Annotated in this window: 16 protein-coding genes; 15 read left to right on the plus strand and 1 reads right to left on the minus strand. The window is 52.7% G+C overall.

What is annotated here, in order from left to right:
* Positions 1-4 precede the first annotated feature (4 nt).
* The 7 genes from mobA to M3194_RS24295 all read left to right on the plus strand — a co-directional run bounded on the left by mobA (position 5) and on the right by M3194_RS24295 (position 4,883).
* Positions 5-568 (plus strand): molybdenum cofactor guanylyltransferase, encoded by a 564-nt coding sequence (gene mobA / locus M3194_RS24265; protein WP_251656677.1) that lies wholly within the window; start codon positions 5-7, stop codon positions 566-568.
* Positions 569-669: 101 nt separating this feature from the next.
* Entirely contained in the window at positions 670-1,374 is a 705-nt protein-coding gene (locus M3194_RS24270; RefSeq protein ID WP_251656678.1) for a Crp/Fnr family transcriptional regulator, read from the plus strand.
* A gap of 125 nt (positions 1,375-1,499) precedes the next feature.
* Complete coding sequence (locus M3194_RS24275) at positions 1,500-1,979, plus strand: hypothetical protein (RefSeq protein ID WP_251656679.1); 480 nt, start codon at positions 1,500-1,502, stop codon at positions 1,977-1,979.
* On the plus strand, positions 1,976-2,629 hold the full coding sequence (locus tag M3194_RS24280; RefSeq protein WP_285889533.1) for a response regulator transcription factor: 654 nt from the start codon (positions 1,976-1,978) through the stop codon (positions 2,627-2,629). Before M3194_RS24275 ends, M3194_RS24280 begins: the two co-directional genes overlap by 4 nt.
* The gene (locus M3194_RS24285; protein WP_251656680.1) at positions 2,622-3,734 is read left to right on the plus strand and encodes a PAS domain-containing sensor histidine kinase; all 1,113 of its coding nucleotides are present in this window, start codon (positions 2,622-2,624) and stop codon (positions 3,732-3,734) included. Before M3194_RS24280 ends, M3194_RS24285 begins: the two co-directional genes overlap by 8 nt.
* A gap of 76 nt (positions 3,735-3,810) precedes the next feature.
* Entirely contained in the window at positions 3,811-4,236 is a 426-nt protein-coding gene (gene ndk / locus M3194_RS24290) for a nucleoside-diphosphate kinase (protein WP_251656681.1), read from the plus strand.
* A gap of 113 nt (positions 4,237-4,349) precedes the next feature.
* On the plus strand, positions 4,350-4,883 hold the full coding sequence (locus M3194_RS24295; RefSeq protein ID WP_251656682.1) for a TQO small subunit DoxD: 534 nt from the start codon (positions 4,350-4,352) through the stop codon (positions 4,881-4,883).
* Here M3194_RS24295 and M3194_RS24300 read toward each other — a convergent pair.
* Positions 4,876-5,118, minus strand: a complete 243-nt coding sequence (locus M3194_RS24300) for a hypothetical protein (RefSeq protein ID WP_251656683.1) — start codon at positions 5,116-5,118, stop codon at positions 4,876-4,878. The two genes, M3194_RS24295 and M3194_RS24300, sit on opposite strands and share 8 nt — an antisense overlap.
* 152 nt (positions 5,119-5,270) lie before the next feature.
* Between M3194_RS24300 and M3194_RS24305 the strand changes: the two genes are divergently transcribed.
* The 8 genes from M3194_RS24305 to M3194_RS24340 all read left to right on the plus strand — a co-directional run bounded on the left by M3194_RS24305 (position 5,271) and on the right by M3194_RS24340 (position 12,304).
* A complete protein-coding gene (locus M3194_RS24305) occupies positions 5,271-6,155 on the plus strand; it encodes a LysR family transcriptional regulator (RefSeq protein ID WP_251656684.1) in 885 nt (294 codons plus the stop codon).
* A gap of 159 nt (positions 6,156-6,314) precedes the next feature.
* Positions 6,315-6,848 carry a GNAT family N-acetyltransferase gene (locus tag M3194_RS24310; RefSeq protein WP_251656685.1) on the plus strand — a complete coding sequence of 178 codons (534 nt, stop codon included), beginning with the start codon at positions 6,315-6,317 and terminating at the stop codon, positions 6,846-6,848.
* 28 nt (positions 6,849-6,876) lie between these two features.
* Positions 6,877-7,746 carry a transporter substrate-binding domain-containing protein gene (locus M3194_RS24315; protein WP_251656686.1) on the plus strand — a complete coding sequence of 290 codons (870 nt, stop codon included), beginning with the start codon at positions 6,877-6,879 and terminating at the stop codon, positions 7,744-7,746.
* Positions 7,747-7,785: 39 nt separating this feature from the next.
* Complete coding sequence (locus M3194_RS24320) at positions 7,786-8,586, plus strand: amino acid ABC transporter permease (protein ID WP_251656687.1); 801 nt, start codon at positions 7,786-7,788, stop codon at positions 8,584-8,586.
* Positions 8,576-9,286, plus strand: coding sequence for an amino acid ABC transporter permease (locus M3194_RS24325; RefSeq protein ID WP_251656688.1), 711 nt, complete (start codon positions 8,576-8,578; stop codon positions 9,284-9,286). Before M3194_RS24320 ends, M3194_RS24325 begins: the two co-directional genes overlap by 11 nt.
* The gene (locus M3194_RS24330; RefSeq protein ID WP_251656689.1) at positions 9,283-10,035 is read left to right on the plus strand and encodes an amino acid ABC transporter ATP-binding protein; all 753 of its coding nucleotides are present in this window, start codon (positions 9,283-9,285) and stop codon (positions 10,033-10,035) included. Before M3194_RS24325 ends, M3194_RS24330 begins: the two co-directional genes overlap by 4 nt.
* 51 nt (positions 10,036-10,086) lie before the next feature.
* The gene (locus M3194_RS24335) at positions 10,087-11,097 is read left to right on the plus strand and encodes an LLM class flavin-dependent oxidoreductase (RefSeq protein ID WP_251656690.1); all 1,011 of its coding nucleotides are present in this window, start codon (positions 10,087-10,089) and stop codon (positions 11,095-11,097) included.
* A 25-nt stretch (positions 11,098-11,122) separates the two neighbouring features.
* Complete coding sequence (locus M3194_RS24340) at positions 11,123-12,304, plus strand: amidohydrolase (protein ID WP_251656691.1); 1,182 nt, start codon at positions 11,123-11,125, stop codon at positions 12,302-12,304.
* Positions 12,305-12,331 lie beyond the last annotated feature (27 nt).

Genomic DNA, 12,331 nt, shown 5'->3' on the forward strand with positions numbered 1-12,331 from the left:
TCTTGTGCTATCCGGCGTGATATTGGCGGGAGACCTTCGGGACTGCAGCAAGTCGGATCAACGGGCGTTTCACAGGATAGGCGGAGAGACCGCAATTCAACGTCAGATCAAGGAGATGCGGAGCAACTGCGACGACATTACCATAGTAACGAATGAGCCGCGCCTATTCCTTCGTCATGTGGACCGGGATATTCGCATCATCGGCGATTATTATGCAGGCCAAGGCGTATTAAGCGGCATGCATGCGGGTCTCGCTCTTGCGAGACACCGGAATGTCTGGATAATCGGCTGCCACATGCCGTATCCTTCGGCGGAAGCCGCCGATCTGTTGTTATCCTTGAAGCAGGAAGGAACCGACGCGGTCATTCCGTGGATTGGAGGGAGAATCTATCCTCTGCACGGTCTATACGACCGGGCCTCCGCGGAGCTGATCCGAATGCTGCTGGAGACGGGACAGACGGAGGTCGCCGCTTTTTTGCATCAGATCAATTGGCTCAGGCTGAAGGAATCCGCGCTTAAGAGCAGAGGGATCGACAGCCGGTTTGTCCGGACTCTTCCAGCCCCGTAAATAAGGAAATGACCCCCCGCAATTCAGGGAATCCCCCGATGTTGCTCCTCTTCGATTGGCGTTATGATGGAAGCAACGGTCACTCGGAAGGGGATTGCGATATGGAAGTTCAACATGTACCAATAGATACCACGATTTTGTCCAAAGACAGCTTCAATAAGCTGGACAGCATTATGTATAAACGGAGCTATGACAAAGGGAGCTGCTTGTTCTGGGAGGGCGATGCGGCGGATAAATTGTATTTTATGATCAAAGGACGGATTCGGGCTGCCAAATCAACCGACAGCGGAAGGAGCCTGACCTTGTATCTGCATCAGGAAGGCGATCTGATCGGCCAGATGGATCCGTTTCGGGATTCGGTCCACAGCTTTCGCGCGGAAGTTATCGAGGATGCGAAGGTCGGAGTTATTCAGCGCAAGGATCTGGAGGTGCTGTTGTGGCAGCATGGCGATCTGGCCGTTGAATTTATGAGATGGATGGGGCTGATGCACCGCCTCACGCAGACCAAGTTCCGGGATCTCATGATGTTTGGCAAGACGGGAGCGCTTTGCTCGCTGCTCATTCGTCTCGGCAACTCTTACGGCAAACCGAAAGAGGAGCATATCTATATTACGCTTAAGATAAGCAATACCGAGATGGCAGACATGATTGGAGCGACGCGCGAAAGCGTCAACCGGATGCTGAGCGATCTGAAGAAAGAAGAGGTCATTGCATATGAGGACGGCCATTATATCATTAAAAATCTCCGTTATCTTCGGGATATATGCTGCTGCGAGAATTGTCCGAAGGAGATTTGCCGCATGTAAAGAGCCCCGGCTGATTGGCAGCCGGGGTTTTTCCTTTGCGCTAGGGGAATTCCCTGACGTACGAATAAGGGAGCACCCTTACTTACAGCATGCCTTACTTCCTATACAATAGAAGAATAGATCGCATGGAAACGAATAACAAAGGGGATAGCAGCTTGAGAGAGTTATCGGAGTCCGCGGCAGACGAGGGGCAGCTGCTGCGCAGCTTGTATGCCATTCGCCAGCGGAGCTGCAGCGATTTTGCCGCCTACGCCAGCTCAGCAGAGTTTAACCTGGGGATGAAGTGGAGCAAGGTGCATGGGAGCCTGAACGGAAAAGTCGAGCATATGAAGATTCAGCCGGGAATAGGAATAGGCGGAATGGTTCTGCGTCATGGAACAGTCTTCGCGGTGGATGAGAAAAGAAACGCCGCGATGCTCCGGGAATGTCCGGTTATGCTTGCGGAGAAGCTGATATCCGCGATAGGCGTCCCTGTCTCTTCGGCGGGCTATACTCATTCAATGAACGGAATTCTGCTGCTGGGCAGGAGAAGCAACCCGCTGTTTACGGAAGAGGAAATTCAAGGACTCTCTTCTTTTCTTGCCGAGAAAGGGGACAACCGATGATAAAGGTGATAATTGTAGACGATCATGCCATGGTCCGCTCCGGGCTGCGCATGCTTCTTAACGGATCCGAGGATATTGAAGTCATCGCGGAAGCGTCGGACGGAGATGAAGGGATTCAGGCTGCCCTTGCCCATAAGCCGGATGTGGTATTGATGGATTTGAGCATGCCGCTGGGCAAGGATGGCTTGACGGCAGCCGCGGAGCTGAAGGAGTCGCTGCCGTCAGCGGCTATTCTTATTCTGACGATGCATGATGACGATGAATATTTATTCCGGGCGATTCATGCCGGCGCGGCAGGTTATGTGCTGAAAAATGCTCCGCATGAGGAGCTCCTTGCGGCGATCCGATCGATTGCCAGAGGGGACGCGTATCTCTACCCGACGGCAACGAAACGATTAATGAAGGAGTACGTCGACCGAATGAAGCGGGGCGACAGCGGAGATTTATTCCATGCTTTGTCCGAGCGGGAGAAGGAGGTCCTCTCCCTGACGGCCAAAGGCTATGCGAACAAGGAAATCGCCGAGATGCTTGTCATCAGCGTCAAAACCGTCGAGACGCATAAAAGCAACGTCATGGAGAAGCTGGGCCTTAAGACAAGGCCGGAGTTAATCAAATACGCGATGAAAAAGGGGCTGCTGCATTTTGAATAAAGGGAGAGCTGCGCATTCGGGGAATAGGGTACTGGCCGAGCATGTCGACTCCTTGCTGCTGCAGCTGGAGGAGAGAATCGAGGACTCGCGGTTCAGAAGCGAATTGCAGAGCTCGCTGAAGCAGCTGGCGGATGTCAAATTAGCGCTTGATGCTTCTTCCATTGTTGCGGTAACGGATCACAAGGGAAAGATCTTGTACGTAAACGACAAGTTCTGCGAAATATCGAAATACGAGCGCTCCGAGCTGCTTGGACAAGACCACCGGATTATCAATTCGGGTGCGCATTCCAAAGCTTTTATGCAGGATTTGTGGGCGACCATTACGGCTGGCCGGGTATGGAGCGGAGATATCCGGAACAAGGCGAAGGACGGTACTTATTATTGGGTAAACACGACGATTGTTCCTTTTGTTGATGAAGGCGGGAAGCCTTATCAATACCTGGCGATTCGAAGCGAAGTTACCCGGTTGAAAAAGGTAGAGGAGCAGCTTCAGGAGACATTATCCAAAGTGATGACGATCCAGGAAGAGGAGCGGAGAACTTTTTCCCGGGAGCTTCATGACGGCATTGGCCAAAGCTTATTTTCCCTGCTCATTCAGCTTGACCGTGCCATCACGGCGCCGGGGCAGGCGAAAGATCAGCTGACCTTTATCCGCGGCCAGGTCGCGGGCATTATTGAAGAGGTACGGAGCATGGCGTGGCAGCTTCGGCCGTCGGTACTGGATGATCTCGGTCTTGTTCCCGCGCTGCGTACGCATATCGAGAATTATGCCTCCCATTACGGAATCAAGGTCGCATTCCGTCATCATCTGCAGAAGCGGCTGAGCGTACAGGCGGAGACCGTCATGTACCGGGTTATTCAGGAGGCGCTGACCAATATCGCCAAGTATGCGGATGTACCGGAAGCCGAAGTAGTCATCGGGGAAGACGAGAAGGAAGTCACTGCCCTAATTCGGGATCATGGGGTTGGCTTTGACGCGTCGGTTCCTACCCAAGGGGTTGGGCGATACAGCATGATTGAAAGGGCGAAGCTGGCTGGCGGCAGCTTGCACATTGCATCGGCCTTGGGCATAGGGACAACCGTTAGCCTAATTATTCCAAAATAATCATCAAGGTGTGATTTTCATCACTTCTTCCCCTTACGCAAAGCAGTAAGATGGAATCAAGAAGGAGATGATGGAGATGAACGAAAGAGCCTTCATAATCATTAAGCCCGATGGCGTACGGCGGGGATTAATCGGAGAGATTGTGAACCGTTTCGAGAAGAAAGGGCTGAGGCCGGTGTATGCGGAGCTGAAGGAGTTATCCGGGGAGACGGCCCGATCCCATTATGGCCATCTGAAGGAGCAAGTGTTTTTTGACGAATTAATTGCGTATATGACCTCCGGTCCGGTGTTCGCGATGATTGTGGAGGGACGATCGGCCGTAGCGAATGCAAGGTCCCTGATTGGGCCTACAAATCCCGTGAAGGCTCCTCCGGGAACCATTCGGGGCGATTATGGTTCGGATATCGACGAGAACGTGATTCATAGCTCGGATTCCTTAGATCATGCAAGCCGGGAGATTCAGCTGTTCTTCGGAAGGACCGGCTTGCTGCACAAGCTGTAACGCGTACACGAAATAAATGCACGCCGGATGATATACGACTCTTAGAGCTATCCGGTGCATGTGCTTTCTCAAAATATTGTGAAATTATTCACAAATCCAAAGGAGCGAGGATCATGATTATTAAATTTATGCGCGAGAATGTTTATGCGGCGGGTCTTATGCTGCTCGTCAGACTGTATGTGGGCTGGCAGTGGCTGGATGCGGGCTTTCACAAGCTGAAAGACGGCTTTAATGCCGGCGGGTTCCTGAAAGGGGCCATTACGAATCCGGTCATCGATCACGAGACGAATGCAAACGTCTATCCGAACTTTGTCCGGTTCATCGAGCATGTAGCAATGCCGAACGTGAAGGCGATTAATATTCTTATCCCGCTTGGCGAAACTCTTGTTGGACTTGGCTTAATCGTAGGCGCGTTAACGGCAACGGCAGCATTTTTCGGATTGCTGATGAACTTTATGTTCCTGTTCGCGGGAACGGTAAGCACGAATCCATGGCTGGTTCTTCTTGGCGGCATTGTGATGATTGCGGGAGCAAACGGCGGAAAATTCGGCGTCGATTACTACCTGCTGCCGCTGCTGCGGAAATGGACCGGGAACCTGCGGAAAGGCGGGGGTACAGCTCCTCCCGTTAATCAGCTTCTCAAATGAATGAACAGAAAGGGAGAGGAGAGCGATCATGGCGGGCAGCAATAGTGAAAGCGAAATGACGAAAAATATGATCAAGTTCTGTTTTACCTGCGAGGATGCCCACAAATGCGATACGGAGGAGAAATGCATCGCCTGCTGGAAAGCCAAAGGCATTATCATACCGGATAGGAAATAGCAGAGAAGGAAGGGGCCGGATTACCGGTCCCTTCTTTATGTGCTTGGCATTGGCTGCCAAGCACGTTTACCCTCCCGCAAGGTCGGAGGTGACGTGATTTTGAAGTTTTTTACAATCCCTCTATTCCCTAAATCCGATTAATCCTATATGATAAAAATAATTTAAAAACCGTATAGAGATTATCTATCGACAAGGTCACGGAGGGATTGCGTATGAATATTGAGAACATCGAAGCTTTTGTGTATGTCAATCATTACGGCAGCTTTAATAAAGCGGCGGAGGTGCTTTTCCTATCCCAGCCATCCGTTACCGCACGCATTCAGACGCTGGAGCGAGAGCTCGATTGCCGGCTCTTCGACCGGCTTGGCAAGCAGATCATGCTGACGGAGAAGGGCAAGCAGTTCCTGCCTTACGCTCAGCAGATCCTTCAAACGATCCAAAAAGGACGTCTCCATCTGCAGGAGAAGGGTGCCCGTCCGCAGGAGCTTCGAATCGGAAGCACCGTGTCGGTCTCCAATTATTTAATTCCGGATTTGCTCCCGCGATTACAGCGCTTATTTCCGCGTTTAACCTTCAAATTAACAACGGCGCCTTCGGATGATTTGGTCAAAAAGCTCCTCGACAGGGAGATTGATCTCGCTTTTGTCAGAAAGCTGGTTCATCCGTCGCTGCAGTCGTTTTCTTACTATGATGATCCCATCCGTTTGTATGTCTATGAAGGACATCCGTTCGCCGAGGAAGGACGAGTATCGATTGACGAGATCCGTGACCAGCCGCTTGTTTTCTTCGAATGCGGATCGCTGGACTGGCTGCGGCTTCACCGTGTGTTCGAGCATCTGGAGCAGCCGCCAAGCATCGTCTTCCACGCGGATAACTCCGAGACCGCCAAGAAGCTTGTGCTGCAGAAGGCCGGCATTTGCTTCCTTCCGGGCCTATGCGCGAGAGAAGAAGTAAGCAAGGGCAGACTTATTCCGATCGAGATAGAAGAGACAAAGGGCATTTCCCTGCAGACGAACCTGATTGCGCTCACGGGCGAGAACGAGGAGTTTATTCAAGCGCTGCTGCCCAAGAATAACTTAAGCTTTTACAGCATCTAAGAAGGCATCCATCCCCCTTATTCGCGGTTCCAAGATAATCAATCGATCAATAGAGAAAGTCTATTAGCGCATTGGGCTGACTAGATGATACATTTATACCAACTTAATTCTTACTAAGTTTATAGGAATTATCTAATTAGACTATTGAGGGGTGGAACTATGAGTGAATTGTTTAGGCAAGCCGGAGTGGAAGACGCGGAGCGTCTGCGCGAAGTAACGTATGAAGCCTATTCGCTCATTCGGGAGCTGAATCTGCAATGGCCAGCGGCGAATGCCGGACTGGATCAAATACGGGACAACATTACGCAGAATGAGTGTTACGTACTGGAGGCAGACGGCGTGATCGTCGCAACCATTACCTTATCGAGAAACGATGAAGTGAAGGCCATTACGGATTTGCCGTTTATCAAATGGTTCGCGGTCCATCCCGGCGAGCAAGGCAAAGGGTACGGAGATAAGCTGCTTACCTGGGTCGAGAACGCGATTATTTGCGACAAGGAGGGCGAAGCCGCGGTAACGCTTGGAACGGCCGAGAAGCATCCTTGGCTGCTGCCGATGTACCAGCGCAGAGGTTATGAGAGCATTCGATCCTTCGATTCCGGGAACGGCGACGGACCGATGCATCTGCTCCGCAAAATCGTTAATCCGGAGTTGTTTGAACAAGCAAGCAGAGAGCAAACGGCAGCAAATTAAATTAAAAAATGAAATGGGGGTTATCTATATGAAGAGAAAAGCATTAGTCGTTACAGCCGCATTATCGCTAGTTCTGGTGGCGGCAGGCTGCGGCTCGAACAATAAATCGGACAATACGCAAGCGCAAAACGGCAATAAAGCTGCTGCCAACGTATCGGCGTCAAGCAATGCAGGCGGCGAAGTGAAAAAGGTCGTTATCGGTACGGGCACCGGGTTCCCGCAAGTATGCTTTATTGACGAGAACGGCAAATTGACAGGCTTCGACGTCGAGCTCATTAAAGAAATCGACAATCGCCTGCCGCAATACGAGTTTGATATTCAAACGATGGAATTCTCGAACCTGCTGCTGAGCCTGGAAACGAACAAAATCGATCTCGTTGCGCATGAAATGGAGAAAAATCCGGAGCGCGAAGCGAAATATTTGTTCAATACCGAGCCTTACGCTCATTGGAGAAATAAAATCGTTGTTCCGCAAGACAATGACACCATTCATTCCCTCGACGATCTGGCTGGCAAGAAGGTGCTGGTTGGCGCAACAAGCGCGCAAGCTCAAATCCTTGAGAACTACAACAAGGACCATGACAAGAAAATCAACATCGTGTACCAGAACGGTGCGGCTAACGATACGGTCAGCCAAATTACAAGCGGCCGCGTAGACGCAACGCTTGCGGCAGACTTCACGCTGTCGCTGATTGATCCGCAAGCGAAGCTGAAGACAACGGGCGATAACCTGTCGGAAGCGGATATTCTGTTCGTGCTTCGCAAGGGCGATCCGGCAAGCCAAGAGCTGTCCGATGCGGTGGACGTTGCGCTGAAGGAGCTTAAAGCAGACGGTACGCTTGGCAAATTGAGCACGGAATGGCTGGGCGGCGACTTCACGGAAGACAGCGCCAAATAGCATGGCGATTTAAAGAGTAATGAGAGGTGAGACCGCAAGATGGAGTATGGCTTCGATATTAATTATGTATTCGATTTTATTCCCAAACTGCTGAGTACGCTGAATATTACCCTGTTAATCGTGGCAGGAGCTATCGGACTGGGACTGCTGATTGGTTTCCTGGTAGCCCTGCCCCGGCTCTACAACGTACCGGTGCTTCGGAATGTATCGATGGTATACGTTTCCTTCTTCCGGGGCACTCCGATTCTCATTCAGCTATTTCTGTTCTATTACGGGCTTCCGGAAATATTGAAGCTTGTCTCTATCGATATTTCGAAGCTTCCCGTCATTTATTTCGTCATTCTAACGTTTGGCCTTAACGTGGCCGCCTTTGTATCCGAGACGATCCGGGCAGCCGTACTGGCGGTTAACCGGGGGCAGGTGGAAGCGGCGTATGCCGTCGGCATGACCGGGTATCAGGCGTTCACCCGGATCGTGCTGCCCCAGGCAGTCGCGATTGCAATTCCGGTCTTCTCCAATCTCGTCATTGCGATGCTGAAGGACACCTCTCTTGCCTTTACGCTGGGCGTAATGGAGATGACAGGCAAAGCTCAAACGCTTGGCTCCTTGTCCCAGCATTTTATCGAAACTTATATTGCGCTGGCCCTTATTTATCTGGTTATGAGTATTGCGCTCGAACGTCTCATGCTTGTTGCCGAGCGCCGTTTATCCCGTCATATGCGCCGCGACGCAAGCGAGAAGAACCGATTCTTTACGAGAAGACGCAAACGCCTGACCTTAGGCGGCTTAACCCGCGAGCTCAAGCCGGGCAACAAGGAGGTGCCTCGTTATGAAGCTTGATCCGTCGTTTATATGGACCGCGTTCCTGCAGCTGTGGTCAGCTGTACCAACTACGCTGTACATTACGGTCGTATCCGTATCCGTCGGATTTGTGATCGGGATAATAACGGCACTCGCGCGGATTTACCGGATTCCGGTGCTGTCCCAGCTGTCCAGCGGTTATGTGACCTTTATTCGGGGTACGCCGATGCTGACGCATCTGCTTCTTATTTATTTCGGACTGCCGATGCTTGTGGACGGCCTCTCCGCCCATTACGGGCTTGGCTGGAATTCCGCCAAAATTCCGATGATCGGATTTGCTTACATTTCGTTCTCCATTACGGCGGGCGCGTATTTGTCCGAGGTTGTCCGCTCCGGGTTGCTTGCGGTTGACCGCGGGCAGATGGAAGCTGCCTGGTCGGTCGGAATGACAACGCCGCAGGCGCTTCGCCGGATTGTATTTCCTCAAGCGCTGGCGGCAAGCCTGCCGAATCTGTCTAACTCGGTTATCGGCATGCTGCACGGGTCGACGCTTGCTTTTACCGTGTCGGTTGTGGACCTGAACGCAAAAGCGCAAATCGTGGCTTCAACGAACTGGAAATTCTTCGAATCTTACGTTGCCGCGGCATTAATATTCTGGGGATTAACGATCCTGATTGAACGCATTACCGGCCTTATTGAAAGAAGAATCCGCGTGTACAGCAAGGGAGGGGTAGCATGATCAAGCTCAATGGCATTCGCAAGTCGTTTGGACGACATGAAGTGCTTCAAGGTATTGATCTTACCGTGAATAAAGGCGAAGTTGTCGCGATTCTGGGGCCAAGCGGCTCCGGCAAAACAACGCTGCTGCGCTGCATTAATTATTTGGAGAAGCCAAGTGACGGCCAGATTCAGATCGGCGACTTCACCCTGGACTGCAAGCATGCGGGGAAAAAAGATATTTATTCGCTGCGCCAGCGCTCGGCAATGGTCTTCCAGCAATACAATCTGTTCAGCCATAAGACAGCGCTCGAGAACGTGATCGAGGGGCTGATCGTGGTGAAGAAGGTTGGCAAGGAAGAGGCTCGCAAGCGCGGTATCGAATTGCTTGAGAAGGTAGGTCTTGGCGCCAAGCTGGATGCTTATCCGAGCCAGCTGTCAGGCGGTCAGCAGCAGCGTGTCGGCATTGCCAGAGCGCTCGCTCTTGAGCCTGAGGTGATTTTGTTCGATGAGCCGACATCGGCGCTGGACCCTGAGCTTGTGGGCGAAGTGCTGGCGGTTATACGGCGGATCGCGAAGGAAGGCATTACGATGATTATCGTCACCCACGAGATGGGCTTTGCCCAGGACGTGGCCAATCACGTGGTGTTTATGGACGGCGGGGTTATCGTCGAAGAGGGCAATCCGGCTGAGCTGTTCGGAAACCCGAAGGAAGAGAGAACCAAGCAGTTCCTGAAGCGTTTTACGACGGAATACAGCTATTCGATTTAGCAGAAATTCGTCACAATCAGCTTAATCCAGTCTTTTTGGGAGGTAGATGGCATGTCCATTACAATAAGCATTTTGGATCAAAGCCCGGTCTATCCGGGTGAGAGCACGGCAGAGGCATTTGCTCATACGGTAGCCCTGGTACAGAAAGCGGAAGCTCTTGGATTTCGCCGGTTCTGGGTATCGGAGCATCATGATTCCGAGCATGTAGCGGGCTCTTCTCCGGAGGTTCTGATCTCCTATTTGCTGGCCCGCACGAATCGGATTCGCATTGGCTCCGGCGGCATTATGCTGCAGCATTACAGTCCTTACAAGGTAGCGGAGAACTTCCATGTCCTGGCTTCCCTTGAACCTGGCCGGGTGGATCTTGGCGTAGGCCGCGCTCCGGGCGGACTGCCGCGCAGTACGCAGGCTCTTCAACGTAACATTGCAAATCCTCAATCTCTTACGGACAAAATCGTCGAGCTCCGCGGTTATGTAGAAGGACGCGCCGAAGAAGAAGGACCTCTTGCCGGACTGAAGGCGACGCCGATCCCGGCTGTTGCGCCGGAGCTGCATGTACTTGGCGCATCTGCCGACAGCGCAGAGCTGGCTGCAAGCCTTGGCCTGCCTTATGTATTCTCCTTGTTTATCGGAGGAGACGAGCAGGCGGCTATTGATTCGGTTAATAAATATAAGAATGAATTTAATTACGAGCTTGGAGCTGCTCCGCAAGCGATACTGGCACTGGCTGCCATTGTCGCGGATACGGACGAAGAAGCCGTCAGTCTGATTCCGCCGCAAAAGCTGGTGAAGGTGCATTTGGCAAGCGGCCGCAAGGTTACTCTCGGCACGGTTGAACAAGCGGAAGCTTACGGCCAGCAAGCTGGCGAGCCGTACACGATTGAAGAGAAGGAGCCGCTTATTGCCGCAGGCTCGAAGGAAACGGTGCGCGGCAAGCTGCTTGCCCTGCAGGAAGCTACAGGCGTAGACGAGTTTATTGTGACCACGAATATTTCGCCGTTCGAGAAACGAATTCGCTCTTATGAGCTGCTAAGCGAGGCGTTTGCCGAAGTGACGGCTTAAGCGTTAAGCGCAGGAGGTTGGACAAATGAGCAACGAAACGAGGACCCTTAGCGCTGCCGCGCTGGCGGGTCGTTTGACGGATATCCGCAGGGAGCTGCACCGGAACCCGGAGCTTTCCCATGAGGAGTTTGAAACAACCATCCGAATCCGGAAGTGGCTGGAGGCGGCCGGCATCCGGATCGCCAATTACTCTCTGAAGACAGGCGTCATCGCGGAGATCGGAGCGGGTAAACCGGTTATTGCGCTGCGGGCTGATATCGATGCGCTTCCGATTCAGGAGGAGACGGGACTGCCGTTTGCCTCGGCCGCAGCGGGCAAGATGCATGCCTGCGGACATGATTTCCATACGGCGGCCATTATCGGTACCGCCTATTTATTGAAGGAACGCGAGCATGAGCTTAAAGGTACGGTCCGGCTGATCTTCCAACCGGCAGAGGAGAAGGCGAAGGGCGCGCGGCAAGTGATTGCAAGCGGAGCATTGGAAGGCGTGCAGGCTATATTCGGCCTCCATAATAAGCCGGATCTGCCCGTGGGCGCCATTGGCATAAAAGGCGGTCCGCTTATGGCGGCTGCCGACGGTTTTGTTGTTGAAGTCGCGGGGCATGGCTCCCATGCCGCTGTACCGGAAGCCGGCAATGATCCGGTTGTAACGGCTTCGCATATCGTTACCGCGCTTCAGTCGATCGTTAGTCGTAACGTAGGCGCGCTTCATAGCGCGGTTATCAGCGTTACGAAGCTGAACAGCGGCACGGCGTGGAATGTGATCCCGGAGAAGGCTGTGCTTGAGGGTACCATTCGTACCTTTGATGCGGATGTCCGCCGCCGGGTTCGCGAGCGGTTTGATCAGGTGGTAGCCGGTGTTGCCGCTGCCTTTGACACAACCGCAGTTGTCCGCTGGATTGAGGGTCCTCCTCCGGTTCATAACGATGAAGGGCTGGCGGAGCTGGCATGGCGGGAAGCCGAGCAATTGGAGCTGCTTCCGGTCAGTCCTGTACCGTCGCTGGCAGGAGAGGATTTCGCAGCTTACCAGCAGCTGGTGCCGGGTCTGTTTGTTTTTATTGGCACGGATGGACCAAGAGAGTGGCATCATCCCGCGTTTGATCTTGATGAACGCGCGCTTCCGGTAGCAGCTGATTTCTTTGCCGGCACGGCCGTTCGCGCGCTTGAGCAATTTGCGGCCGACTTTGGTGACGGGACGGAAGCTTAAATGAGCAGCCGTCTTCCCGTCTATGAT

Origin of the sequence: Paenibacillus glycanilyticus, from assembly GCF_023715145.1 — a bacterium.
Classification (GTDB): Bacteria; Bacillota; Bacilli; order Paenibacillales; family Paenibacillaceae; genus Pristimantibacillus; species Pristimantibacillus glycanilyticus_A.

What these genes read in the sequence shown, in the direction of transcription:
- M3194_RS24270 (WP_251656678.1), top strand. Translation starts at nt 670, where the DNA reads ATGGAAGTTCAACATGTACCAATAGATACCACGATTTTGTCCAAAGAC.
- M3194_RS24275 (WP_251656679.1), top strand. Translation starts at nt 1,500, where the DNA reads ATGGAAACGAATAACAAAGGGGATAGCAGCTTGAGAGAGTTATCGGAG.
- M3194_RS24280 (WP_285889533.1), top strand. Translation starts at nt 1,976, where the DNA reads ATGATAAAGGTGATAATTGTAGACGATCATGCCATGGTCCGCTCCGGG.
- ndk (WP_251656681.1), top strand. Translation starts at nt 3,811, where the DNA reads ATGAACGAAAGAGCCTTCATAATCATTAAGCCCGATGGCGTACGGCGG.
- M3194_RS24295 (WP_251656682.1), top strand. Translation starts at nt 4,350, where the DNA reads ATGATTATTAAATTTATGCGCGAGAATGTTTATGCGGCGGGTCTTATG.
- M3194_RS24305 (WP_251656684.1), top strand. Translation starts at nt 5,271, where the DNA reads ATGAATATTGAGAACATCGAAGCTTTTGTGTATGTCAATCATTACGGC.
- M3194_RS24310 (WP_251656685.1), top strand. Translation starts at nt 6,315, where the DNA reads ATGAGTGAATTGTTTAGGCAAGCCGGAGTGGAAGACGCGGAGCGTCTG.
- M3194_RS24315 (WP_251656686.1), top strand. Translation starts at nt 6,877, where the DNA reads ATGAAGAGAAAAGCATTAGTCGTTACAGCCGCATTATCGCTAGTTCTG.
- M3194_RS24320 (WP_251656687.1), top strand. Translation starts at nt 7,786, where the DNA reads ATGGAGTATGGCTTCGATATTAATTATGTATTCGATTTTATTCCCAAA.
- M3194_RS24325 (WP_251656688.1), top strand. Translation starts at nt 8,576, where the DNA reads ATGAAGCTTGATCCGTCGTTTATATGGACCGCGTTCCTGCAGCTGTGG.
- M3194_RS24330 (WP_251656689.1), top strand. Translation starts at nt 9,283, where the DNA reads ATGATCAAGCTCAATGGCATTCGCAAGTCGTTTGGACGACATGAAGTG.
- M3194_RS24335 (WP_251656690.1), top strand. Translation starts at nt 10,087, where the DNA reads ATGTCCATTACAATAAGCATTTTGGATCAAAGCCCGGTCTATCCGGGT.
- M3194_RS24340 (WP_251656691.1), top strand. Translation starts at nt 11,123, where the DNA reads ATGAGCAACGAAACGAGGACCCTTAGCGCTGCCGCGCTGGCGGGTCGT.